This is a genomic window from Devosia sp., from assembly GCF_028290625.1.
GTDB lineage: Bacteria > Pseudomonadota > Alphaproteobacteria > Rhizobiales > Devosiaceae > Devosia.
In genome coordinates this window covers 187,240-209,089 of the sequence record NZ_JAQGJM010000012.1, presented here as the reverse complement: position 1 = coordinate 209,089, position 21,850 = coordinate 187,240, and the positions used below count along the sequence as shown (strand labels likewise).

General features: G+C 63.2%; 17 protein-coding genes. 9 read left to right on the top strand and 8 right to left on the bottom strand.

Annotated features, from left to right (window positions below; translation table 11 throughout):
* Positions 1-230 precede the first annotated feature (230 nt).
* The 6 genes from JWR51_RS06800 (at position 231) to JWR51_RS06775 (ending at position 6,349) form a co-directional block, all read left to right on the top strand.
* Positions 231-1,133: a sugar ABC transporter permease gene (locus JWR51_RS06800; protein ID WP_299745588.1), complete on the top strand. Its 903-nt coding sequence runs from the start codon at positions 231-233 to the stop codon at positions 1,131-1,133.
* Positions 1,130-1,987, top strand: a complete 858-nt coding sequence (locus JWR51_RS06795; protein WP_299745432.1) for a carbohydrate ABC transporter permease — start codon at positions 1,130-1,132, stop codon at positions 1,985-1,987. The genes JWR51_RS06800 and JWR51_RS06795 overlap by 4 nt, the downstream gene beginning before the upstream one ends.
* An 11-nt stretch (positions 1,988-1,998) precedes the next feature.
* A complete protein-coding gene (gene ugpC, locus JWR51_RS06790; protein ID WP_299745429.1) occupies positions 1,999-3,084 on the top strand; it encodes a sn-glycerol-3-phosphate ABC transporter ATP-binding protein UgpC in 1,086 nt (361 codons plus the stop codon).
* A complete protein-coding gene (locus JWR51_RS06785; RefSeq protein WP_299745426.1) occupies positions 3,084-4,190 on the top strand; it encodes a mandelate racemase/muconate lactonizing enzyme family protein in 1,107 nt (368 codons plus the stop codon). The genes ugpC and JWR51_RS06785 overlap by 1 nt, the downstream gene beginning before the upstream one ends.
* A 9-nt stretch (positions 4,191-4,199) precedes the next feature.
* Positions 4,200-4,931: an SDR family oxidoreductase gene (locus JWR51_RS06780; RefSeq protein ID WP_299745424.1), complete on the top strand. Its 732-nt coding sequence runs from the start codon at positions 4,200-4,202 to the stop codon at positions 4,929-4,931.
* A 143-nt stretch (positions 4,932-5,074) separates the two neighbouring features.
* On the top strand, positions 5,075-6,349 hold the full coding sequence (locus JWR51_RS06775; protein ID WP_299745423.1) for an L-fuconate dehydratase: 1,275 nt from the start codon (positions 5,075-5,077) through the stop codon (positions 6,347-6,349).
* 216 nt (positions 6,350-6,565) lie between these two features.
* Here JWR51_RS06775 and JWR51_RS06770 read toward each other — a convergent pair whose 3' ends face one another.
* Together JWR51_RS06770 and JWR51_RS06765 are read right to left on the bottom strand one after the other, a co-directional pair.
* Entirely contained in the window at positions 6,566-7,159 is a 594-nt protein-coding gene (locus JWR51_RS06770; protein WP_299745421.1) for a YdcF family protein, read from the bottom strand.
* A gap of 136 nt (positions 7,160-7,295) precedes the next feature.
* Positions 7,296-8,540: an aminopeptidase gene (locus tag JWR51_RS06765; RefSeq protein WP_299745418.1), complete on the bottom strand. Its 1,245-nt coding sequence runs from the start codon at positions 8,538-8,540 to the stop codon at positions 7,296-7,298.
* 554 nt (positions 8,541-9,094) lie between these two features.
* Here JWR51_RS06765 and JWR51_RS06760 point away from each other — a divergent pair.
* Together JWR51_RS06760 and JWR51_RS06755 are read left to right on the top strand one after the other, a co-directional pair.
* Positions 9,095-10,909, top strand: coding sequence for an ABC transporter ATP-binding protein (locus JWR51_RS06760; RefSeq protein WP_299745415.1), 1,815 nt, complete (start codon positions 9,095-9,097; stop codon positions 10,907-10,909).
* 143 nt (positions 10,910-11,052) lie between these two features.
* A complete protein-coding gene (locus tag JWR51_RS06755) occupies positions 11,053-11,970 on the top strand; it encodes a VOC family protein (RefSeq protein ID WP_299745413.1) in 918 nt (305 codons plus the stop codon).
* 149 nt (positions 11,971-12,119) lie between these two features.
* On the opposite strand, the gene JWR51_RS06750 is transcribed toward JWR51_RS06755, so the two are convergent.
* Complete coding sequence (locus JWR51_RS06750; protein WP_299745410.1) at positions 12,120-13,028, bottom strand: sugar kinase; 909 nt, start codon at positions 13,026-13,028, stop codon at positions 12,120-12,122.
* A gap of 136 nt (positions 13,029-13,164) precedes the next feature.
* Between JWR51_RS06750 and JWR51_RS06745 the strand changes: the two genes are divergently transcribed.
* Complete coding sequence (locus JWR51_RS06745; protein WP_299745409.1) at positions 13,165-14,634, top strand: mannitol dehydrogenase family protein; 1,470 nt, start codon at positions 13,165-13,167, stop codon at positions 14,632-14,634.
* Between the two features lie 174 nt (positions 14,635-14,808).
* Here the strand turns inward: JWR51_RS06745 and JWR51_RS06740 are convergent, their stop codons facing one another.
* From JWR51_RS06740 to JWR51_RS06720, 5 genes are all read right to left on the bottom strand, one after another.
* Positions 14,809-15,963: an iron-containing alcohol dehydrogenase gene (locus tag JWR51_RS06740; protein ID WP_299745407.1), complete on the bottom strand. Its 1,155-nt coding sequence runs from the start codon at positions 15,961-15,963 to the stop codon at positions 14,809-14,811.
* 142 nt (positions 15,964-16,105) lie between these two features.
* Positions 16,106-17,488 carry an aldehyde dehydrogenase family protein gene (locus tag JWR51_RS06735; protein ID WP_299745406.1) on the bottom strand — a complete coding sequence of 461 codons (1,383 nt, stop codon included), beginning with the start codon at positions 17,486-17,488 and terminating at the stop codon, positions 16,106-16,108.
* A gap of 156 nt (positions 17,489-17,644) precedes the next feature.
* On the bottom strand, positions 17,645-19,009 hold the full coding sequence (locus JWR51_RS06730; protein WP_299745404.1) for a glutamine synthetase family protein: 1,365 nt from the start codon (positions 19,007-19,009) through the stop codon (positions 17,645-17,647).
* Positions 19,010-19,178: 169 nt separating this feature from the next.
* The gene (locus JWR51_RS06725; protein ID WP_299745402.1) at positions 19,179-20,690 is read right to left on the bottom strand and encodes an amino acid permease; all 1,512 of its coding nucleotides are present in this window, start codon (positions 20,688-20,690) and stop codon (positions 19,179-19,181) included.
* Between the two features lie 35 nt (positions 20,691-20,725).
* The gene (locus JWR51_RS06720; protein WP_299745399.1) at positions 20,726-21,523 is read right to left on the bottom strand and encodes an N-formylglutamate amidohydrolase; all 798 of its coding nucleotides are present in this window, start codon (positions 21,521-21,523) and stop codon (positions 20,726-20,728) included.
* Positions 21,524-21,850 lie beyond the last annotated feature (327 nt).

Here is a 21,850-nt window from a genome sequence, read left to right as displayed (position 1 = left end):
AATCGCCGTTTCGGGGCTTTGCTCCGAAGCGGCAACTCCCACGATGTCATTCCGGCGCAGGCCGGAATCCATCCTGAGATTCATTCAAACACACGCATCTCAGGATGGACCCCGGCCGATGCCGGGGTGACACTGTGGCGGGTCTCGGACACGAGGCCGCCGCTCACGATAGAGGCCTGTCCTTGACCACAGACGTTCAATCCCTGCCGCAGACCCGAACCAAGGACCGCGTGTCCTGGTTCGCCTCGCCGCGCGCTATTCCCTATGTGCTGCTGTTGCCGGCGATCGTGGTCATCCTGTCGGTCGTGCTGGTGCCGCTGCTGGTCTCATTCTGGACCAGCTTCACCGCCTATAACCTGACCAAGCCCGCCACGCTGTACCAGTTCGTCGGGCTGCGCAATTACCAGCGCCTGCTGACCAATGGCGATTTCTGGTGGGCGTTCGGGCGCACCTTCGTCTTCGTCACCATCACGCTGAACCTCGAAATGATGCTGGGCCTGGGCCTGGCGTTGCTGGTCAACAAGATCACCTGGGGCCAGCGCACGCTGCGCACCATCATGATGTTCCCCATGATGTTCAGCCCGATCCTCGTCGGCTTCCAGTTCAAATACATCTTCAACGACAGCATTGGCCTGCTCAACAATGCGCTGTTCGACCTGCACATTATCAACCAGCCGATCCCCTGGCTGGTCGATGGCACGCTGGCCAATTTCTCCATCATTTTCGCCGAAATCTGGATGAGCACGTCGGTGTTCGCCATCCTGCTGCTGGCGGGCCTGATGGCACTGCCCAAGGAGCCGATCGAGGCTGCGCGCGTCGATGGCTGCAACCCGATCCAGGTGTTCCAGCACATCACGCTGCCCTTCCTGATGCCCTTCGTCTACATCGCCATGACCATCCGCTCGCTGGACGTCGCCCGCGCCTATGACATGGTCAAGATCATGACCAATGGTGGGCCGGCGGGCCGCACCGAGCTGCTGTGGACGCTGATGACCCGCACCGGCTACCAGAACAGCCAGATGGGCATGGCCAACGCCATGGGCTACGTGTCGATCATCCTGTCGATCGTTTTCACCTTCTATTTCTACCGCAAGCTGGTCGCCGCGCGCACCTTCATGGGAGGCGCACAATGAGCCGGTTGACGATCGAAAAACCCTGGCAGCGCTGGCTGATCCGCTTCGGCGTCTTCGTCGCCATGGCCATCCTGACCGTGCCCGGCCTCTGGGTCGTGCTGACCGCGTTCCGGCCCAATATCGAAGTGCTGGCCCGGCCCGCCGTCTGGATTCCGCAGAACCCGACGCTGGACAATTTTGCCCGCCTGTTCGGCCTGTCCTCGGCCCAGCAGGGCCTGCCGGTGGCGCAGTATTTCATCAACTCGCTGGTGATCTCGATCACCTCCACCATTGTGGCCGTCGTCATCGGCATGGCCGGCGGCTATTCGTTCGCCCGCTTCAGCTTCAAGGGCAAGGCTACGCTGTTCCTGGCCTTCATGCTCAGCCGCACCGTGCCGGGCGTAGCGCTCAGCCTGCCGTTGTTTATCATCTGGGCACGCCTCGGGCTGATCGATACCAGCTTCGGCATGATCCTGGTCTACATGGCGGTCAATATCCCCTTCACCATCTGGCTCACCGATGGGTTCTTCCGCCAGATCCCGGTCGATCTCAGCGAGGCCGCCCAGATCGATGGCTGCACTCGCTGGCAAGCGTTCTGGAAGGTCGAATTTCCGCTCGCCCGCTCAGGCCTTGCCTCGGCCGCCATCTTTGCCTTCCTCACCTCGTGGAACGAATATGCGCTGGCGAGCCAACTGACCCGCACCACGGCATCCAAGACCATGCCCGTCGGCCTGATGGATTTCACCGCCCAATTCACCGTCGATTGGACCGGCATGAGCGCCATGGCTGTGCTCATCATCATCCCGGCGCTGGTTCTCACCTTCGTTGTACAGAAACACCTGATCGCCGGCCTGACCTTCGGCGGCGTCAAGTAAGGAACTCCCTCGTGGCACAAGTGCGCCTGGAAAAAGTCAGCAAGAGCTATGGCAAGATCGAAACGGTGCATGGCATCGACCTCGATATCGCCCACAATGAATTCGTCGTTCTGGTCGGCCCCTCGGGCTGCGGCAAGTCGACCACGCTGCGCATGATCGCCGGGCTGGAGGAAATCACCGGCGGCACGATTTCGATTGGCGATCGGGTGGTCAACGACCTGCCGCCGCGCGCCCGCAACATCTCGATGGTGTTCCAGTCCTATGCGCTCTATCCGCATATGACGGTGCGCGACAATTTGGGCTTCGGGCTCAAGATCGCCAATATGCCGGAAGCCGAAATCATCACCCGGGTCAACGAAGCCGCCGAAATCCTCGGGCTTGGGCCGTACATGGATCGCCTGCCCGCCAACCTGAGCGGTGGCCAGCGCCAGCGCGTCGCCATGGGGCGCGCCATCGTGCGCAATCCGGACGTGTTCCTGTTCGATGAGCCGCTGAGCAATCTCGACGCCAAGCTGCGCGGCCAGATGCGCGTTGAAATCAAGAAGCTGCACCAGCGCGTCAAGACCACGGTGATCTACGTCACCCACGATCAGGTCGAAGCCATGACGCTGGCCGACCGTATCGTCATCATGCGCGATGGCCACATCGAGCAGATCGGCACGCCCTCGGACGTGTTCGAGCACCCGGTCAATACCTTCGTCGCCGGCTTTATCGGTTCCCCGCCGATGAACCAGCTCGACGCGGTGGTGAAGGGTGGCAAGGCCGTGCTCGCCGATGGCGTGGAAGTGCCGCTGCCTGCCGATAGCGCCGTGACCGAAGGCCAGTCCATCATCCTCGGCTTCCGCCCCGAAAGCTTTGCGCCTGCAGGCCATTCCTTGCATGGCACCGAGAACGCGCTCTCGATCACCCGCACCATCGCCATCGCCGAGCCGCTCGGCACCGAAACCATCCTGTTCACCGAGCTGGGCGGCAAGGAAATCCAGGGCAAGATGCTCAACCCCCGCGTCGTCAAGCCGGGCGAGAGCCTGGATTTCACCCTCGATCTGACCCGCCTGCACGTCTTCGACGCGGCCAGCGGCAAGAGCGTGAGGGCATAATGGCCAAAATCGTCCGCATCGACCTGCTGATGGTTGACCTGAAACCCAAGGTCAAACGCGTCGACGCCATCCAGTCCTTCGTCAGCCAGGAAACCCCCATCGTCCGCATCACGGACGCGGACGGCGTCACCGGCACCGGCTATAGCTACACCATCGGCACCGGCGGCCATTCCGTCATGGAGCTGCTCAACCGCACGCTCTGCCCCGCCATCATCGGCCGCGATGCTTATGACATCGAGTCCATCTGGCGCGACCTGTTGTTCCTCACCCACGCCACCACAATCGGCGCCATCACCGCCATCGCCATGGCGGCGATCGATACGGCCCTTTGGGACCTTAAATGCCGCAAGCTCGGCCTGCCGCTGCATAAGCTGGCCGGCGGCGCACAAAAGGAAATCCCGCTCTACACCACCGAAGGCGGCTGGTTGCATCTGGAGCAATCCGCACTAGTCGAGGACGCGCTGCGCGCTCAGGCCGACGGCTTCAAGGGCGCCAAGCTCAAGGTCGGCCGCCCCATCCACGAGGATGTCGCCCGCATCACCGCCGTGCGCGAGGCCGTCGGCCCGGGCTTTGAAATCTTCACCGATGCCAACCAGGCCTTTGCCGTCGACGAAGCCATCCGCCGCGCCCGCGCCTATGAGCCACTCGATATCGGCTGGCTCGAGGAGCCGCTCCCCGCCGACGATATCTCCGGCCATGTTCGTCTCAGCGAACACACCAGCCTGCCCATCGCGGTCGGCGAAAGCCTCTATTCGGTCAGCCATTTCCGCGAATACCTGCAGCGCCATGCGGCCTCGGTGATCCAGGTCGATGTCGGCCGCATTGGCGGCATCACGCCCTGGCTCAAGGTCGCCCACATGGCCGAGTGCTTCAACATCGTCGTCAGCCCGCATTTCCTGATGGAACTGCACGTTTCGCTCTGCGCCGCCGTGCCCAATGCGCGCTGGGTCGAATACATCCCACAATTGGACGACTTGACCACCGAGCGCATGACGATCCAGAACGGTAAGGCTCGGCCCTCCGATGCCCCCGGCCTCGGCATCGCCTGGGATTTTGCGGCCATCGACCGCCAGGTTGTCGAAGGCAGCCGCTCCACCATTCAATAAGGTCCAAAAATGTCCGATATTTCCGGCAAAATCGTCCTCATCACCGCCGCCGCCCAAGGCATCGGTCGCGCCTCGGTCGACGCCTTCGTTGCGGCGGGCTGCAAGGTCATTGCCACCGACATCAATGCCGAAAAGCTCAAGGAGCTGGACGGCACGCCCAACGTGACGACGCGCATCCTCAACGTGCTGTCGGCCGAGGAAGTGAACAAAGCCGTGGCCGAAATCGGCCGCATCGACATCCTGTTCAACTGCGCTGGCGTGGTCCACAACGGCACCGTGCTGGAGATGAGCGACAAGGAGCTCGATTTCGCCTGGGACCTCAACGTTAAGGCGCAGATCCGCACCATCCAGGCCGTGCTGCCGCAGATGCTGGAGCGTAAGGACGGCGCCATCGTCAACATGGCCACGGTCGCGTCGTCGGTGAAGGGCGTCCCCAACCGCGCCGCTTATTCCATCAGCAAGGCCGCCGTCGTCGGGCTAACCAAATCCGTCGCCGCCGATTACGTCACCCAGGGCATCCGCATCAACGCCATCGCGCCCGGCACGGTGGATTCGCCCAGCCTGCACGAGCGCTGGCACGCCACCGGCGATTTCGAAGCCGCCAAGAAAGCCTTCATCGCCCGCCAGCCCATCGGCCGCATCGCTCGCCCCGAAGAAGTCGCGGACCTCGCCGTCTACCTCGCCGGCGCCACCTACACGACCGGCCAGGTCCATGTCATCGACGGTGGCTGGACGGGCTGAGCCCCCTCATCCGGCGCTACGCGCCACCTTCTCCCACGAGGGGAGAAGGGAACACCGAGCTTGAACAACCACGATGCCCCCCTCTCCCCTCGTGGGAGAGGGTGCCCGAAGGGCGGGTGAGGGGGCCTTCCTTAGGAACATCCATGACCAAAATCACCGCCCTCCTGACCCACGATCTCCGCTTCCCCACCTCGGACGCACTCGACGGCTCCGATGCGATGAACCCGGATCCCGATTATTCCGCCGCTTACGTCATCCTGACCACCGATGGCGCGCATGAAGGCCACGGGCTGACCTTCACCATCGGCCGCGGCAATGAAGTCGTGGTCGCCGCCATCAAGGCACTCACGTCGCGCGTCGTCGGCCTCGACCTCGCCTGGATCGCAGAAAATCCAGGCCGCTTCTGGCGCCACGTCACCGGTGATAGCCAGCTCCGTTGGATCGGCCCCGACAAGGGCGCCATGCATCTTGCGACCGGCGCCGTGGTCAACGCCGTCTGGGACCTCTTGGCTAAGGATGCCGGCAAGCCCGTCTGGCAGTTCGTCGCCGACATGACGCCCGAGCAGCTCGTCTCCGTCATCGACTTCCGCTATCTCACCGATGCCATCACGCCCGACGAAGCCTTGGCGATTTTCCGCAAGGCCGAAGCCGGCAAGGCCGAGCGCGTCGCCGCCCTCAAGGCCGAGGGCTACCAGTGCTACACCACCTCGGCGGGCTGGCTCGGCTACTCCAACGAGAAGCTCACCCGCCTCGCCACCGAGGCTGTCGCCGAAGGCTTCAACCACATCAAGATGAAGGTCGGCCGCGACCTCGACGACGATATCCGCCGGCTCGAAATCGTGCGCTCGATCATGGGCCCTGATCGCTTCCTGATGATCGACGCCAACCAGGTCTGGGAGGTCGATCAGGCCATCGACTGGGTCAAGCAGCTCGCGCGCTTCAATCCCTATTTCATCGAGGAGCCGACCAGCCCCGACGACGTCTCCGGTCATCGCGCGATCCGCCAGGCCATTGTCCCGGTAAAGGTGGCGACCGGCGAAATGTGCCAGAACCGCATCCTGTTCAAGCAGTTCATCAAGGACGGCGCTATCGATATCGTCCAGATCGACGCGTGTCGGATTGGTGGGCTGAATGAAGTGCTGTCGGTATTGCTGATGGCCGCCAAATACAACCTGCCGGTCTGGCCCCATGCCGGTGGGGTGGGGTTGTGCGAATATGTGCAGCACCTGTCGATGATCGATTATCTGGTTGTCTCGGGGACGAAAGAGGGAAGGGTGATCGAGTATGTCGATCACCTGCACGAGCACTTTTTGGACCCCTGCGTGATCCAGAACGCCGCCTATATGCCGCCGAGCCGGGCTGGATTCTCGATCCAGATGAAACCGGAGTCGATCGCCAAATATGAGTTTGTGGGGTAGGGGCCGTTTGGGTGTAACCCCAAAATCACCCCAACCACCGTCCTTCCCGCGGGCTTGACCCGCGGGCCACTCTCAACCCGGCACAAGCGGCGAGAGGCCCGCGGATCAAGTCCGCGGGAAGGGCGGTGGGTGTGACTCGATCGAGTTTTAAGAGTGGGAAGCAACCCCTTGATGGGGGAGGTAGGAGGGGCTGCTCTTCACGAGCACCGGACTGAGCTACATCCCCGTCACCAGATACTGCCCCATGAACCACACCTCCCGCGCTAAAAACGGCAAGGTCGTCTGCCAGCTCTGATATTTGCTGGTCGGCGTCGGCGATGGCTCCGCCCGGATCCCCACGCGTCCCGCGATCATCAGCGCCCGCCGCATATGCAGCGGATCGCTGACCACCAGAACCGTGCCGATCCCGTTCGCCTCCAGCACCGGCTTGGCAAACTGTAGGTTCTGGATCGTGGTGCGCGACTTGTCCTCCAGCAGCACATCGGCGGCCGGCACACCCTCGGCCACCAGCCAGTTCTTGCTCGCCTGCGCCTCGGTCAGGTCATCCTCGGGGCTCAACCCGCCCGTCACGACGATCCGTTTCACCTGCCCGCTTTCGTACAAATTTGCGGCGTGGCGCAGCCGTTCCACCAGTACCGGCGTCGGCGTGGAGCCGATCACCGCCGCGCCTAGCACGAGCGCCGCATCGGCCTTGCCGGTCGCGCTTTCCCCGGCGAAGCGCCAGATATCAACGGCCATGCCGCCCACGCCCAGCAGGGCGAGAACAATGAGCGCCACGATGAGTTTGTAGATGCGGCGGACTAAGATCATGGCCGGTCGTTCCCTGAATCCAGTTCGCCCCACGGCGTCATCCCCGCGAAGGCGGGGACCTCCGTTGCGGTACCATCAAGGAGAGGTTCCCGCCTTCGTGGGAATGACCTGGTGGGCAGGCAGCTTCCGTGAGCCTCTATGCTGAGGCCCATTCGCCCTTGCGCATCACTGGCTCGGTCGTGCCATCGGCGTGGACGCCGTCGATATCGACCTTGTCCGAGCCGATCATCCAGTCGATATGGATCAGGCTCTTATTGCCGCCCTGCGCGAAAATCTGCTCCTGGCTCAAATTCTTGCCGTCGATGAAGCAGTCTGCATAGCACTGTCCCTGCGCGATGTGGCAGGAGGCGTTTTCGTCATAGAGCGTGTTGAAGAACAAAATCCCCGAGGCTGAAATCGGCGACGAATGCGGCACCAGTGCCACTTCACCCAGCCGGCGCGCACCCTCGTCGGTGTCCAGCACCTTGTTGAACACGTCTTGGCCTTTGGCTGCCTTGAGCTCCACCAGGCGGCCGTTCTCGAACCGGCCCTGCATTTCCTCGATCAGCGAACCATTGTGGCTCAGCGGCTTGGTGGCCGCCACATAGCCGTCGACCCGCTCGCGATGCGGCGTGGTGAACACTTCCTCGGTGGGAATATTGGGGTTGCAGGTGACGCCGTTCTTGGCTTCCGACGCGCCGCCCTTCCAGCGGTGGCCATCGGCCAGCCCCACCGTCAGGTCGGTGCCCGGGCCGGTATAGTGCAAGGACGCGAACGACTTCTCGTTGAGCCAGGTCCAGCGCTTCTTGAGGTTCGCATTGTGCTCTTTCCACGCCGCAATCGGATCGGGCTGATCCACACGGCTGGCAGCGAAGATGGCATCGGCCAGCTTGCCCACGGCGACATCGTCGCTGTCATTGGGGAACACCAGCTTGGCCCAGGCCAGCGTCGGATAGCTGACGATATTCCAGTTGATATCGAAGCCGGTGATCAGCTCCAGCGCCGGGCGATAGGCCGCCGAATTGGCGCGGTTGGCGCGCGAAACCTTGGTGGGGTCCTGGCACGCCAGCATCATCGGGTTATCGCCCGAAATCGCCAGCCGTGCGGCGTTGTTCTTGTAGGCCTCGGCCATGCCCGAATAGAGCCAGCCGGCAGCGCGGTCGAAGCTGGCGTCGTTGGCGTACTTGTAGCGCATCAAGGTGGCTTCTTCGTCAGAATAGATCGTCGTCACCAGCCCCGCACCGGCCTTGTAGGCATGCTCGGTAATCCGCCGCACCAGCGGGGCCGCGGTCATCGGCGCGGTGATGATCAGGTCCTGTCCCTCCGCCAGTTGCAGCCCCACTTTGATGGCGACTTCGCCGAGCTTGTCGAGCTTTACCGGGTCGATGGGATTCGTGGTCATGGCATGTTCCGAAACAGGATTGATTTGCGCATTACCCTAACCAGCCATCGCGGCAAGGCAAGGGCAAGAATGGGATGGTCGCCGATACAATAAGTACCCCCACCCCCCTCCCCCTGGGAGGGGGAGGAGTTCCTTCTGTGGTCGGCACTCAATCGAGTTTAAGGAGTGGAGCAACTCCTCCCCCTCGAGGGGGAGGATGGGTGGGGGCGGCCGCTACTCCATCGTGCCCTCCCGTTGCATCCCTGCAACACCTGTCACATTGGGGACATTTTCCCGGTTGGCAAAGCCTGCCGGTTTGGTTACAAATCGTCCACCGCTCAAAATCGAACTTCGGGGAGGCGTTGCATGACAGATATGTTCACCAATTCCCCGATGGGTAATCCGCTGCCTCGTCGAGGTTAGGTACCCATCCGCGGCCCGCCCTGGTGCCGCCCGCGGTCTTTCATCACAACCCTTCTGCATCTGCCGGGACTATTTTCCTCTCCCGTCACGGTTGTGCCTTTCATGTCTACCCCAGAGGGCCGGCGCGCCAAAATCGTGGCCGGGTCACCATTATGTCGTCCAAGAAATCCGGTTTCAGTGCCGACGCGTTTCGCAATGTCCTGGGCTTTACCTTTGGCTATTGGCGCCAACAGCCCGTCCGCGCCGCCTTGATCGGCGGGCTCGTGCTGCTGGCTACCCTGGCCGAAGCCCTGAGCCCGCTTTTCGCCGGCCACATGGTCGATGCCGTGGCGTCGGGCAATGGCCAGGATGCCCAGTATTGGGGCGCCGCGGTCGCGGCATTCCTGACCATGTCGGGGCTCTATCTGGCTTCGGTGGTGCTGCGCCAGTTCGTGTTCTTCAACATCATCGTCTTCACGCTGCGCATCATGAGCGACGTGACCACGAACGCGTTTCATCGCGTCCAGCGTTTCTCGACCGATTGGCATGCCAACAGCTTTGCCGGCTCCACCGTGCGCAAGATCACCCGCGGCATGGGCGCCATCGACCTGCTCAATGACGTGCTGCTGACCGCGCTTTTGCCGTCGCTGACCATGCTGGTCGGCGCCACGGTGATCCTGGGTCTCGCCTGGCCGGTGATGGGCCTGGTGGTCGGCCTCGGCTCGATCATCTACGTGTTCGTTACGGTCTGGCTGTCGGTCAACTTCGTTGCGCCTGCCGCGACACTCGCCAATGCGTGGGATACCCGCATGGGCGGCGCGCTGGCCGATGCGGTCAGTTGCAACCCGGTGGTCAAGGCCTTCGGTGCCGAAACCCGCGAGGAGGCACGGCTCACCCATGTGGTTGGCAAGTGGCGCAAGCGCACCCGCCGCACCTGGCAGCGCGGTACGCTCAACGGCGGCGCCCAGGGCCTGATGATGGTCATCATGCAGACGGCGATCCTGGGCACGGCTCTGCTGCTGTGGCAGCAGGGCGCCGCCACGCCGGGCGACATCACATTCGTTCTGACCATGTTCTTCGTGCTGTCGGGCCATCTGCGCGACGTCGGCCAGCACGTGCGTAACCTGCAGCGTTCGGTCAACGACATGGAGGAACTGGTGGCCCTGCACAGCCAGTCGCTGGGGATCGATGACAAGCCGGGCGCCAAGCCGATCGCCATCGGCAAGGGTGCCATCGCGTTCGAGAACGTGACGTTCCAGTATGGCTCGCACGCCACCGCGCTCTACCGGGATTTCTCGGTCAGAATTGCGCCCGGCGAGCGCGTCGGGCTGGTGGGTCATTCGGGTTCGGGCAAGACGACCTTCGTCAAGCTGATCCAGCGTCTCTATGACGTCAACAAGGGCCAGATCGTCATCGACGGGCAGAACATCGCCGACGTGAAGCAGGCGTCCCTGCGCCAACAGATCGCCATCGTGCAGCAGGAACCGGTGCTGTTCCACCGTTCGCTGGCCGAGAACATCGCCTACGCCCGCCCCGGCGCCACCCGCGCCGAGATCGAGCTGGCGGCCAGGCAGGCCTCGGCGCATGACTTCATCGTCTCGCTGCCCAAGGGCTATGAGACGATGGTGGGCGAACGCGGGGTGAAGCTGTCGGGCGGTGAACGCCAGCGCGTGGCCATCGCGCGGGCATTCCTCGCCGACGCGCCGATCCTGATCCTGGACGAGGCGACATCGAGCCTCGACAGCGAAAGCGAAGTGCTGATCCAGAACGCGATGGAACGCCTGATGGTCGGCCGCACCACGCTGGTGATTGCCCACCGTCTGTCGACGGTGCGGGCGCTGGATCGCCTGCTGGTGTTCGACAAGGGCCGCATTGTCGAGGAAGGCACCCACGAACTGCTGGTGCGCCAGCCCTCCGGCATCTACCGCCGCCTGTTCGAGCGGCAGGCGCTGGAGCTGACCAAGGGCCTAGCCATCGCCGGAGAATAGAAAACGCCGGGGAGCAATCCCCGGCGTTTTCATTAGCTGGCTTTGGCTCAGCATTGACGAACAATGCCTTCGCCTTGGCAGTCATGGTGGGAACGACCGGCCGGGCCTATATCAGCGCAAGACACATTTATTGGGAGGCCATCATGATCGATGCCCGCATCCAGACCGACGTCCGCTCCGCCCCCATCCTGCCGCTGACCACCCGACTGGGCCCGGTCCACATCGCCGTGACCGAAAAGGCGCGGGCCCTCTCGATCTGGCGCGATGTCGTCGGCCTTGAGCTCATCTCCGAAACCGGCAACCTGCTGACCCTGGGCGCGGGCAGCACGCCGCTGATCGTGCTTGAAACCGGCGCTACTCGCCCCTCGGTGCCGCGCACCATCGGCCTCTATCACGTCGCCATTCACGTCCCCACACGGCCCGACCTGGCCCAGATGGCGGTCCGCGCGTTGCAGCGCCAGGTGCAGATTTCGCCCACCGATCACTTGGTGTCCGAGGCGATCTACCTGTGGGACCTCGACCGTAACGGCATCGAAATCACCTTTGAAACCCCATGGCGCGGCACGCTGGCCGATCCAAAGCTGGGCCATTACGCCGTCACCACCGAGGGCAAGCCGCATTCCGGCCGCGAGCCGATCGATCTCGACGGCCTGCTCGACGAGCTGGGCGATAAGCCGGTGCTGGTCGCCTCCATGCCCGCCGGCACGCGCATCGGCCACGTCCATGTCCACGTCAACGACCTGCACATGGCGATGGATTTCTACCGCGACGTCATCGGTTTTGCCGGGTTCCTGCTGATCACCTCGTTCGGCATGGGCGATGTCGGGCTCGACTACGCGCCCCACACCATCGCTTTCAATATCTGGTCTGGCGAGAATGCCGGCCTGCCGCCCGCCGGTGCCGCGGGTCTCCGTTGGTTCACCATTGTGCTGCCCGATGTGGCAACGCTCGAAGGCGTCCGCACCCGCCTGACCGCCGCCAAGGCGCCGGTGCTGGATATCGACGGCGGCATCGAAACCCAGGACCCGTTCGGCAATCGTATCAAGCTGCTTGTGGACTGAGGCTTGGGCCTTTTCACCTCGCCCCTCCGGGGAGAGGTCGGCGCGTAGCGCCGGGTGAGGGGCCTTTACTGAGTGCGGCGCATGGGGAAAGCCCCTCACCCGACCCAAGAGGGTCGACCTCTCCCCGGAGGGGCGAGGTGAGGAAAGAGCTATCTAACCAACCTCGGCTCCACCAACGCCCCACGCTGCCCGATCACAATCCCCGCCACCCGATGCGCCGCCTCGGCAGCCTCGCGCAATGACTTCCCCGCCAGTCGCGCCGACAAATACGCCCCGTTGAACGAATCCCCGGCGCCCGTCGGGTCCACCACCACCGCACCCGGCTTCGGCGCCACGGTCACCCGCTCGCCCGCCGTCGCGATCAGCGCCGGATTGGCCCCGTCCTTGACCACGACTTCCTCGACCCCCAGTTCGAGATACCGCTCGGCGGTCTCTTCCACCGAGGCGTCGCCAAACACCGGCGCCTCGTCCGAATGCGTCGGCAGGACGATATCGCACACGCTCGCCGCCGCCGTTAGCATCGAGGCCATCACCCGCTGGCTGCTCCACAGCGCCGGTCGCAGATTGGGGTCGAACACGATTTTCGCCCCTGCATCGCGCGCCCGCACGATCGCTCCCAGCAGCCGCCCCCGCGCCCGCGGATGCAGGATCGCCATGGTGATGCCCGAGAAATATACCATGCTGGCGCCCTCCAGCGCCACGTTCAGCGCATCCTTGTCCTCGGCCATCAGCTTGGCCGCCGATTGGTCGCGCCAATAGGTGAAGTGCCGGTCGCCATGTTCCTGATGGATCATGTAGAGCCCCGGCCGCCGCCCCTTCACCGTGCCGATGAACTGCGTGCCGATGCCATTGCTATCCAGGAACGCCCGGATATCGCCCGAATAGCGGTCCTCGCCCAGCGCGGTGAAATAATCCACCGACCAGTCGGCCCCGAGCAACGCCCGCATGTACCAGGCCGTATTGAGCGTATCGCCCGCATAGCCCAGCCGGTACTGGCGATCCTCGCCTCCGGCCATCTCGATCATGCACTCGCCAATGCTCACGAACCGCTGTGCCAAGCTCAAACCTCCATTGCGTCAGACTGGGTTATGCCGTCAAACCCTGTTGCGCCGCAAGATTACAGCAACGCCTGCAGCCTTCCATACAAGTTTGGAAGGCATTATGCTGCGCCCATCGTTTGGAGATTCTGCCGTCATGACCCGCCTGAGCGCCAAAACTATTCCCGGATCGCCCACGGGCTTTGCCGTCCCCGATTATGACCGCAGCACGGTGACCCCCGGCATCGTTCATCTCGGCATCGGCGCCTTCCATCGTGCCCATATGGCGGTTTATGTCGATAGCCTGCTGGCGACAAATCCGAACTGGGGCATTGTGGGTGCGAGCCTCCGCCGTCCCGATACCAAGGAGGCGCTGGAGCCGCAGGACGGGCTCTATACCGTCGCCGTGCGCGACGCCTCCGGCACTAAGGCCCGTGTCATTGGCTCGGTCCTCAAGGTACTCGACGCCAATACCCAGCGCAGCGAACTGCTCGATCTCATGGCCTCGCCTGCCATCCGCATCGTCTCGCTGACCGTCACCGAGAAGGGCTATTGCTACGCCCCCGCGACCGGCGAGCTCGATCCCAACCACCCCGATATCGTCCATGACCTGGCCAATCCCGACTCCCCCCGCAGTGCACCGGGCATGATCGTCGCCGCGCTGGCCCAGCGTCGCGCCGCCGATGTCCGCCCCTTCACGGTCATGAGTTGCGATAATCTCCCTTCCAACGGCCCCACCACTCGCCGCATCGTGGTCCGCTTCGCCGAATTGCGCGATCCCGCTCTGGGCGCCTGGGTCGCCGAACATGTGGCTTTCCCCGGCACCATGATCGACCGCATCGTGCCCTCCACCACCGACGCCGACCGCGCCATGGTCACATCGTTGACCGGCCTCGAAGACGCCTGGCCGATCATGACCGAGCCCTTCACCCAATGGGTCATTGAGGACCATTTCCCCGCCGGCCGTCCGCCCTTCGAAACCGTCGGCGCCCAAGTGGTCAAGGATGTCGAGCCCTTCGAGCGCATGAAGCTGCGCATGCTCAATGGGTCGCACTCGACGCTGGCCTATCTGGGCTATTTGGCCGGCCACCAATACGTCTCCGACGCCATGGGCGATCCGGCATTCGTCAAGTTGATCCACAATCTGATGACCGAGGAGGCCATCCCCACCCTCGACATGCCCGGCGTCGATCTGGCAGGCTATCGCGATCAATTGCTGGAGCGCTTCCGCAATCCGGCGCTGCAGCACCGCACTTGGCAGATCGCCATGGATGGTACGCAAAAACTTCCGCAACGCCTGCTCGGCACCATCCGTGATCGCCTAAAGGCCGACCAGCCCATCACGCATCTGGCTTTGGGCGTCGCCGCCTGGATGCGCTACGTCATGGGCATCGACGAGAATGGCGATACGATTGATGTTAAAGACCCGCTGGCGATGCGCATGATGGCCATCGCGGCGGGGGCGGGGGATGACCCGGAGGCGCTGTTTGATGGGCTATCGGCTTTGACGGAAGTGTTCGGCACGGACTTGCCGGAGAACGAGGTGTTCCGGGGCACCGTCATCGAGCACCTGGAAAGCCTGTTCGAGATTGGGTCGGCGGAGACGGTGGCGGAACTAGTGGGCTGACCTCCGAGCCTAACCCTCTCCCCTTGAGGGAGAGGGACGACCTGACGCGTTCAGCGGAAGGTCAGGGTGAGGGGTACACCGCGAACGCTGCTGCATCGCTGACCCCTCATCCGCCCTTCGGGCACCTTCTCCCTCAAGGGGAGAAGGGTGACGACTGCGTGACGCGGAGTAGATTCAAACCCAGCCGTTCAACGCCCTATCAAATATATCCAGCGCCCGCGCCTTGGTCAGTTCGATCGGGTTGCCGCCCGCCGTCGGATCGACAATCGCCATCTCTCCGATCAGGTCGCGCTTGCTGTCATCCACATTGAACTCCCGCAGCGTATTGGGCACGTCCAGTCGCTGCCGCAGCGCCAGCACCGCGTGCTGGAACGCCTCGAAGCTCGGCGACAGGCCCAGATACGCCGCCAGCCGCGCGATGCGCTGCTCGATGGCCGAGCGGTTGACCGCCAGCACATAGGGCATGAACACCGCATTGGTCATGCCGTGATGGGTGTCGTAAAGCGCGCCGACGGGATGGCTCAGCGCATGGATGGCGCCCAGCCCCTTTTGGAAGGCCGTCGCCCCCATCGCCGCCGCGCTCATCATGTGGCCGCGCGCTTCGATGTCGTTTGGATTGAGATAAAGCTTGGGCAGGTTCTCGAATACCAGCCTTATGCCCTCGACCGCGATACCATCCGCCAGCGGGTGGTAGCCCGGTGCGCAGTAGGCTTCGAGGCAATGCGCCAGCGCGTCCATGCCCGTGCCCACGGTGATGAATTTGGGCATGCCCACCGTCAATTCCGGATCGGCGATCACCACTTTAGGCATCATCAGCGGGTGGAAAATCACCTTCTTGGTATGCGTCGTCTCGTCGGTGATCACGCCGGCGCGGCCTACCTCCGAGCCGGTCCCGGCCGTGGTCGGCACCGCCACGATGGGGAAAATCCCCTTGGGATCGGCGCGCGTCCACCAGTCGCCCACGTCCTCGAAATCCCACATCGGTCGCGTCTGGCCCGCCATGAAGGCGATGACCTTGCCGGTATCCAGCCCCGAGCCGCCGCCGAACGCGATTACGCCATCATAGCCGCCGGCCCTCAGGGCGGCGATGCCGGCTTCCACATTCGCCGAAATCGGGTTTGGCTTCACCTCGGCGAACACGCCAACATCGATCCCAGCCGCCTTGAGCAGCGCGATCGTGTTCTGCGTCACCGGCAGATTGACCAGCCCCGCATCGGTCACCAGCAGCGGCCGGCTGATCCCGGCGGTCTTGAGCGCCTCGGGCAGTTCGGCGATGCGGCCGGCGCCGAACTTGACGGCGGTTGGGTAGTTCCAGTTGGCTTTGGTCATAATGGCCTCCGGTGGCACGCCCTCGTGGTTCGAGGCTCGTGAAGAACTCGCACCTCACCATGAGGGCTACTTTGATTGAACCCCCAGTAGCCCTCATGGTGAGGCGGGAGCGCAGCGACCCTCGAACCACGAAGGCGTGCCACTAGGCGTGCTTGAGATGAAAACTCTTCGGCTGGGTTAGGTTCGCGTAGCCGATCTCGCTCAGCCCACCGCCCTTGCCGGTGTCCTTGACCCCGGTCCAGACCAGCGCCGGATCGAGATAATCGCAGCGATTGGCGAACACTGTGCCGGTCTCGACCCGCGCGCCGATCTTGCCGGCGGCATCGAGGTCCTCGGTCCAGATCGAGGCGGTCAGCCCATAGGGGCTGTCGTTCATCAGCGTGATCGCCTCGTCATCGTCGGCCACCTTCATGATGCCCACGACCGGCCCGAAACTCTCCTCGCGCATCACGCTCATTTGGTGATTGACGTTGGTTAACACCTCCGGTGCCAGGTACGGCGAGCCGTCCTTGTCGAGTGCATGTTTGGAATTCAAATGCCGCTTCGCGCCACCGCGCACGGCCTCGGCGGTCTGCCCGCGCACGTGATCGGCGAAGTTTCCGCGCGCCATCGGTCCGACAATGGTCGCTTCATCCAGCGGATTGCCCAGTGTCCAGCCCTTGGCATTCTCCACGAACCGCTCGACGAAGCCGTCATAGACGCTCGCGTCGACATAAATCCGCTCCACCCCGCAGCAGCTCTGCCCCGAATTGAAGAACGAGCCATCCACGAGGTTCTCGGCCGCATTGTCGAGATTGGCGTCGGCCCGCACATAGGCAGGGTCCTTGCCGCCCAGTTCCAGCCCGAGCGTGGCGAACGTTCCCGCCGCCGCTTTCTCGATCCGGCGGCCACCCTCGACCGAGCCGGTGAAATTGATGTGGTCGATGGCGCCCGAGGCGATCAGTTTTTCGGTATCCGCGTGGCCCAGCACCAGGTTCTGGAAAATCCCTTCAGGAAGTCCAGCATGCTTGGCGGCTTCGGCAAATCTCTCGCCCGCCAGCAGCGTTTGGCTCGCATGCTTGAGGATCACCGCATTGCCCGCCATCAGCCCCGGCACGATTGAATTGACCGCCGTCAAAAACGGATAATTCCACGGCGCGATCACCATTACTGTGCCCAAAGCCTCGCGGGTGATATACCGCGTAAAGCCTGGTTTACCGGTCTTTTCCATCGGCTTGAGGCTGTCCTCGGCAATGGCGATCATGTGCCGCGCGCGTTCCTCGACCCCGCGCTTCTCGCCACCGAACCGCACCGGCCGCCCCATCTGCCAGGCCAGTTCCTGCACGATCTCGTCGTTCATTTCCAGCAGCGCATCGACGAAATGGCTCATCACCTTGGCCCGCTCGGCCACAGTGATCTCATGCCAACTGTGCCGCGCCGCCTTGGCCCGCGTCACGGCCGCATCGATCTCCGCGCCGCTGGCCAAAGGCCGCTCGGCGTAGACGCTGCCGTCGATGGGCGAGATGATTTTGACGGTTTCGGTCATGGCATATCCTTGAATCCCACGGCGTCATTCCCGCGAAAGCGGGAAACCATTCTGGCTGTCTGGCAGGTCGAAGAATGGGTTCCCGCTTTCGCGGGAATGACACCGTGTTTGAAAATTACGGTCTCAATAAGCACTGGCGTCGAAGCGAGGCAATGCCTAGCTGCGCTCGAAACCGCGCTTGAGCTCCCAGTCGGTTACCCGCCGATCATACTCGAACTGCTCCCATTCCGCCGTGTGGACATAGTGTCCCACCACGTCCTCGCCGAACACCTCGCGCAGCAGCACCGAGTGGCGCAGCGTTTCGGTGGCTTCGCGCAGGGTCTTGGGAATTTCGCGCAGTTTTTCAGTGACATAGGCGTCGCCAACGAAAGCGGGCTCCAGCGGCAGCTTGTCCTCAATGCCCTTGATGCCGGCCGCGATCAGTGCGGCCATCGCCAGATAGGGGTTTAGATCTGCCCCGCCGATGCGGCATTCGACGCGAATGGCCTTGCCGCCCTCGCCACACAGGCGGAAGCCGGCCGTGCGGTTATCCGAACTCCAGATCGCCTTGGTGGGCGCGAACGTGCCGGCCTGGAAGCGCTTGTAGGAATTGATGTAGGGCGCGAGGAAATAGGTGATGTCGCGCGCGTGGGCGATCTGCCCGGCCATGAAATGCGCCATGGTCTGGCTCATGCCGCGGTCGGCGGTGGGATCGGCGAAGACCGGCTTGCCCGCCATATCGGCCAGCGACATGTGGATGTGGCTCGATGAGCCGGCCAGCCCAAAGTCCCATTTGGCCATGAAGGTCACGGCCTTGCCCTGCGCGTAGGCGATTTCCTTGGTGGCGTTCTTGAGCACCACATGCCGGTCCGCCATGGTCAGTGCGTCGGCATATTTGACGTTGATCTCTTCTTGCCCCGGGCCCCATTCGCCCTTGGAGCTTTCCACCGGAATGCCCGAGGCCTGCAGGTGCTTGCGCAGCGCCCGCATCACCCCTTCTTCCTTGGTCGTCTGGAAGATGTGGTAATCCTCGATGTAATAGCCGGACGTTTTGAGGTTGCGGTGGCCCTTATCGTGCACCGTGCGGAAATCATCGTCGAACAGGTAGAATTCCAGCTCCGTGGCCGCGTTGCAGGTATAGCCCATCGCGGCCAGCCGCTCGATCTGGCGCTTCAGGATGGCCCGGGGACTGTGCGGCAGAGGTTCGTGATGGTGATGGTCGAGCACGTCGCACAGCACCAGCGCCGTGCCCTCGAGCCAAGTCGCCTTCATCAGCGTCGTCAAATCGGGCTTCAGCACGAAATCGCCATAGCCCTTGGCCCAATTGGCGGCCTCATAGCCCGGCACCGGCTCCATATCGATATCGTCGGCCAGCAGGTAATCGCAGCCATGGGTTTCGTCATGGGCGGTTTCGAGGAAAAACTCGGCTTGCAGCCGCTTGCCCATCAGCCGCCCCTGCATATCGGGAAAGGCGACGAGGACGGTGTCGATCGTGCCGGCGGCGACGTCGGCCTTGAGCGCGTCGAGGGTGTAGGCAGCCATGGGTAGTTCCTCTTTTTGTTCTTACCGGCGGGCTAATTGCCCACCGGGTCATTCCCGCGCAGGCGGGAACCTCCGTTATCGATGCCGCAATTGCAAACAGAGGTTCCCGCCTGCGCGGGAATGACTCTGTGGGGTAGGGGCGCTCAACGAAAGCCAAGCGCCCTTCGGGTTACGCCTTCTGGTGTTCCATCGCGAATTCTTCTTCTGGCGACAGGATCAATTTGTGACGGCCGACAATTGCAAAGTAGACGATGCCGACGGCGCACCACAGCACCACCCAGATCACGCCCTTGAAGAAGTTCGGGTCCTGCATCTGGTAGCCCAGCGTCACCGCCGCGATGATGATGGTGATGACGGCGCCCGGAATGCCCACCGGGCTTTTGAACGGCCGCTCGATATTGGGCTGGTTGCGACGCAGCAGGATAAAGCTGATCCCCTGCATGATGTAGCTCAGCATCGCGCCGAACACCGCCATGTTGAGCAGCACGGTGCCGATGATGTCGTCACCCAATTGGGTTTCGCCAGCACCGCCGCCGCCATTGGCGAACCAGATGATCAGCATCACCGCAAGGCCCAGCAATGCGCCGGCGATCATGGCGACATGGGGGGTCTTGTACTTCGGATGCGTCACCGACAGCGCCGACGGGAAATAGCCGGCGCGGCTGAGCGAATAAACCTGCCGACCCTGCGCATAGAGGATGGTGTGAAACGAAGCGATCAGACCTGTGAGGGCCACCAGGCCCAGCACGGTGGCGCCCGCATCGCCATAGATGGCGCGGAAGCCGTCGAGCAGCGGCTCCAGCGAGGAGCCGAGCGCGAAGGACCCAATGCCCGCCACCGACGGATTGAGCAGGACGATCATGAAGGCCGACAGCAGCAGCGTGGCAAAACCCAGCAGGATGCCGCGCGGCAGGTCACGCTTGGGATCGACCGATTCCTCGGCGGCCAGCGGCACCTGCTCGATGGCGAGGAACAGCCACACCGCGAAGGGCAGGGTGGCCAGAACACCTTGCCAGCCAAACGGGAACCACGAGCCATTACCCTCCGGCAGCTCCACTGCCTTGCCATCCGGCCCGGCGCCGATATTGAGCGCCCAGCGGCCGAAGTCCATATGAGTGAAGGCCGAGATCCAGAACACCACCAGCACCGCCAGCGAGATCAGGGTAACGACCAGCGTCACCTTGTAGCTCAGCGCCACGCCATAGATGTTGAGCGCGAGGAAAATGGCATAGAACACAATCCACAGGATTGGATAGAGCGCCGTGTCCATGCCGGTGATCGAGCCGAAATAGCCCGAGATGAAGGTGACGATCACCGCCGGCGTCAGCACATATTCGACGTTCTCGAACAGCCCGGTGATGAAGCCGCCCCATGGCCCCATGGCGGTGCGCGCGAAGGAATAGGCCGCCCCGGTATGGGGGAGGGCCGGGCTCATCTCGGCGATCGAGGAGACCAGGCCCATATACATGATGGCGATGATCACGCCGGCCACCAGCATGCCGCCCCAGCCGCCGGTCATGAAGCCAAAATTCCAGCCCGAGAAGTGGCCGGAGATCACCGCGCCGACGCCGAGCGCCCACAGCGACCAGATGCCCGCATAGCGGGTCAGGCCGCGTTTTTCGAAATAATCACTTTCTCGCTTAGCATAGGCAACGCTGCCCACTTTTGTCGTCTCAGCCATTCAAGTCCCCCTGGTTCAAAGCCCGTTCACTTGGTCTAGCGAGCCGCCGTCCTGCTGCGCGCCTCATGCGCCTGCGTCAGACTGCGGGCCAGCCGCGCCGCCCAGAAGGCGACCCCGGCAGGTTCGAGAATTTCATTGTTGCGAATTTCGATCATGGTGGCGTCGAGCCCGCGCCCGTCGCCATGGCGCTCCAGCGTCAGCGTCACCCCGTTGAGCGCCGCATAGGGCTGGTTCCAGCCCAGGTCGAGCGCTGGGTCTTCGGCCTTCAGCGCGTCGAACAGCTTTTGCGTATAGCCGGTGTCGCGACCATGGATCAGCCCTATCGGCCAGGGCCGCGGCACGCCCAGATAGATCGGCGTGAACGAGTGCATGCAAACCAGCACGGTCGACAGGCCTCGCTCGGCGCGTTGGTCCAGCACCCGTTCGATGGCGAGATGGAACGGCGCGTGATAATCGCCGATCCGCCGCGCCCGTTCCTCGGGGCTCACGTCGATATTGGCGGCGATCACCGTGGCTTCCGACAGCGTGCGGATCAACTCGGGCGAATTGGTATCCCTGTTGCAGTCGATGATCAGCCGCGACACCGTCGAATGCACCAGCGGCGCATCGAGCAGGTCGACCAGCGCCTGGCACACCGACAGCGCACCCGGGTCCCAGGCGATGTGTTCAAGCCGCTGCGCCAGCGACAGGCCCAGATCGCCATAGCGCTCGGGAACGCGATTGGAAGCATGGTCGCAAACCAATACGAAGGGCGAGCGCCCCTCGGAATTGATGGTGATTGCCGGCGGCAGTTGGCTCGCCTCCCGGCGAACCTCCGCACGATCGTCAAGCATGCCGTGCCCCAGCCGGATCGCCGATCCGGACTTCCATCTTCATGCGCCGGCCCTCACCAGCGATCATGAAAGATTAACGACAGATGAAAGCCTTTTGCGGCCTCTGTCAAAGGGAACGCGCCAACCCCTGTGGATAATTTGACCGTCCGGTCAAATTGCATTCGGCTGATGCTGGCCGGCGATGTCGGTTTTCTGCGCTTCCGATCCTCATGTATCTACCCTGATCCATCCTCACCATTGTCCGCTTGTGCCATGCTGTTAGGGGCCCGCGGGTCAAGCCCGCGGGAAGATCGGTGGGGAGGAGAGACTGTGCGCCACAGCTAAGAC

Coding starts and splice junctions, on each gene's coding strand:
- JWR51_RS06795 (WP_299745432.1), top strand. CDS start 1,130: ATGAGCCGGTTGACGATCGAAAAACCCTGGCAGCGCTGGCTGATCCGC.
- JWR51_RS06785 (WP_299745426.1), top strand. CDS start 3,084: ATGGCCAAAATCGTCCGCATCGACCTGCTGATGGTTGACCTGAAACCC.
- JWR51_RS06780 (WP_299745424.1), top strand. CDS start 4,200: ATGTCCGATATTTCCGGCAAAATCGTCCTCATCACCGCCGCCGCCCAA.
- JWR51_RS06775 (WP_299745423.1), top strand. CDS start 5,075: ATGACCAAAATCACCGCCCTCCTGACCCACGATCTCCGCTTCCCCACC.
- JWR51_RS06770 (WP_299745421.1), bottom strand. CDS start 7,159: ATGATCTTAGTCCGCCGCATCTACAAACTCATCGTGGCGCTCATTGTT.
- JWR51_RS06765 (WP_299745418.1), bottom strand. CDS start 8,540: ATGACCACGAATCCCATCGACCCGGTAAAGCTCGACAAGCTCGGCGAA.
- JWR51_RS06760 (WP_299745415.1), top strand. CDS start 9,095: ATGTCGTCCAAGAAATCCGGTTTCAGTGCCGACGCGTTTCGCAATGTC.
- JWR51_RS06755 (WP_299745413.1), top strand. CDS start 11,053: ATGATCGATGCCCGCATCCAGACCGACGTCCGCTCCGCCCCCATCCTG.
- JWR51_RS06745 (WP_299745409.1), top strand. CDS start 13,165: ATGACCCGCCTGAGCGCCAAAACTATTCCCGGATCGCCCACGGGCTTT.
- JWR51_RS06740 (WP_299745407.1), bottom strand. CDS start 15,963: ATGACCAAAGCCAACTGGAACTACCCAACCGCCGTCAAGTTCGGCGCC.
- JWR51_RS06735 (WP_299745406.1), bottom strand. CDS start 17,488: ATGACCGAAACCGTCAAAATCATCTCGCCCATCGACGGCAGCGTCTAC.
- JWR51_RS06730 (WP_299745404.1), bottom strand. CDS start 19,009: ATGGCTGCCTACACCCTCGACGCGCTCAAGGCCGACGTCGCCGCCGGC.
- JWR51_RS06725 (WP_299745402.1), bottom strand. CDS start 20,690: ATGGCTGAGACGACAAAAGTGGGCAGCGTTGCCTATGCTAAGCGAGAA.
- JWR51_RS06720 (WP_299745399.1), bottom strand. CDS start 21,523: ATGCTTGACGATCGTGCGGAGGTTCGCCGGGAGGCGAGCCAACTGCCG.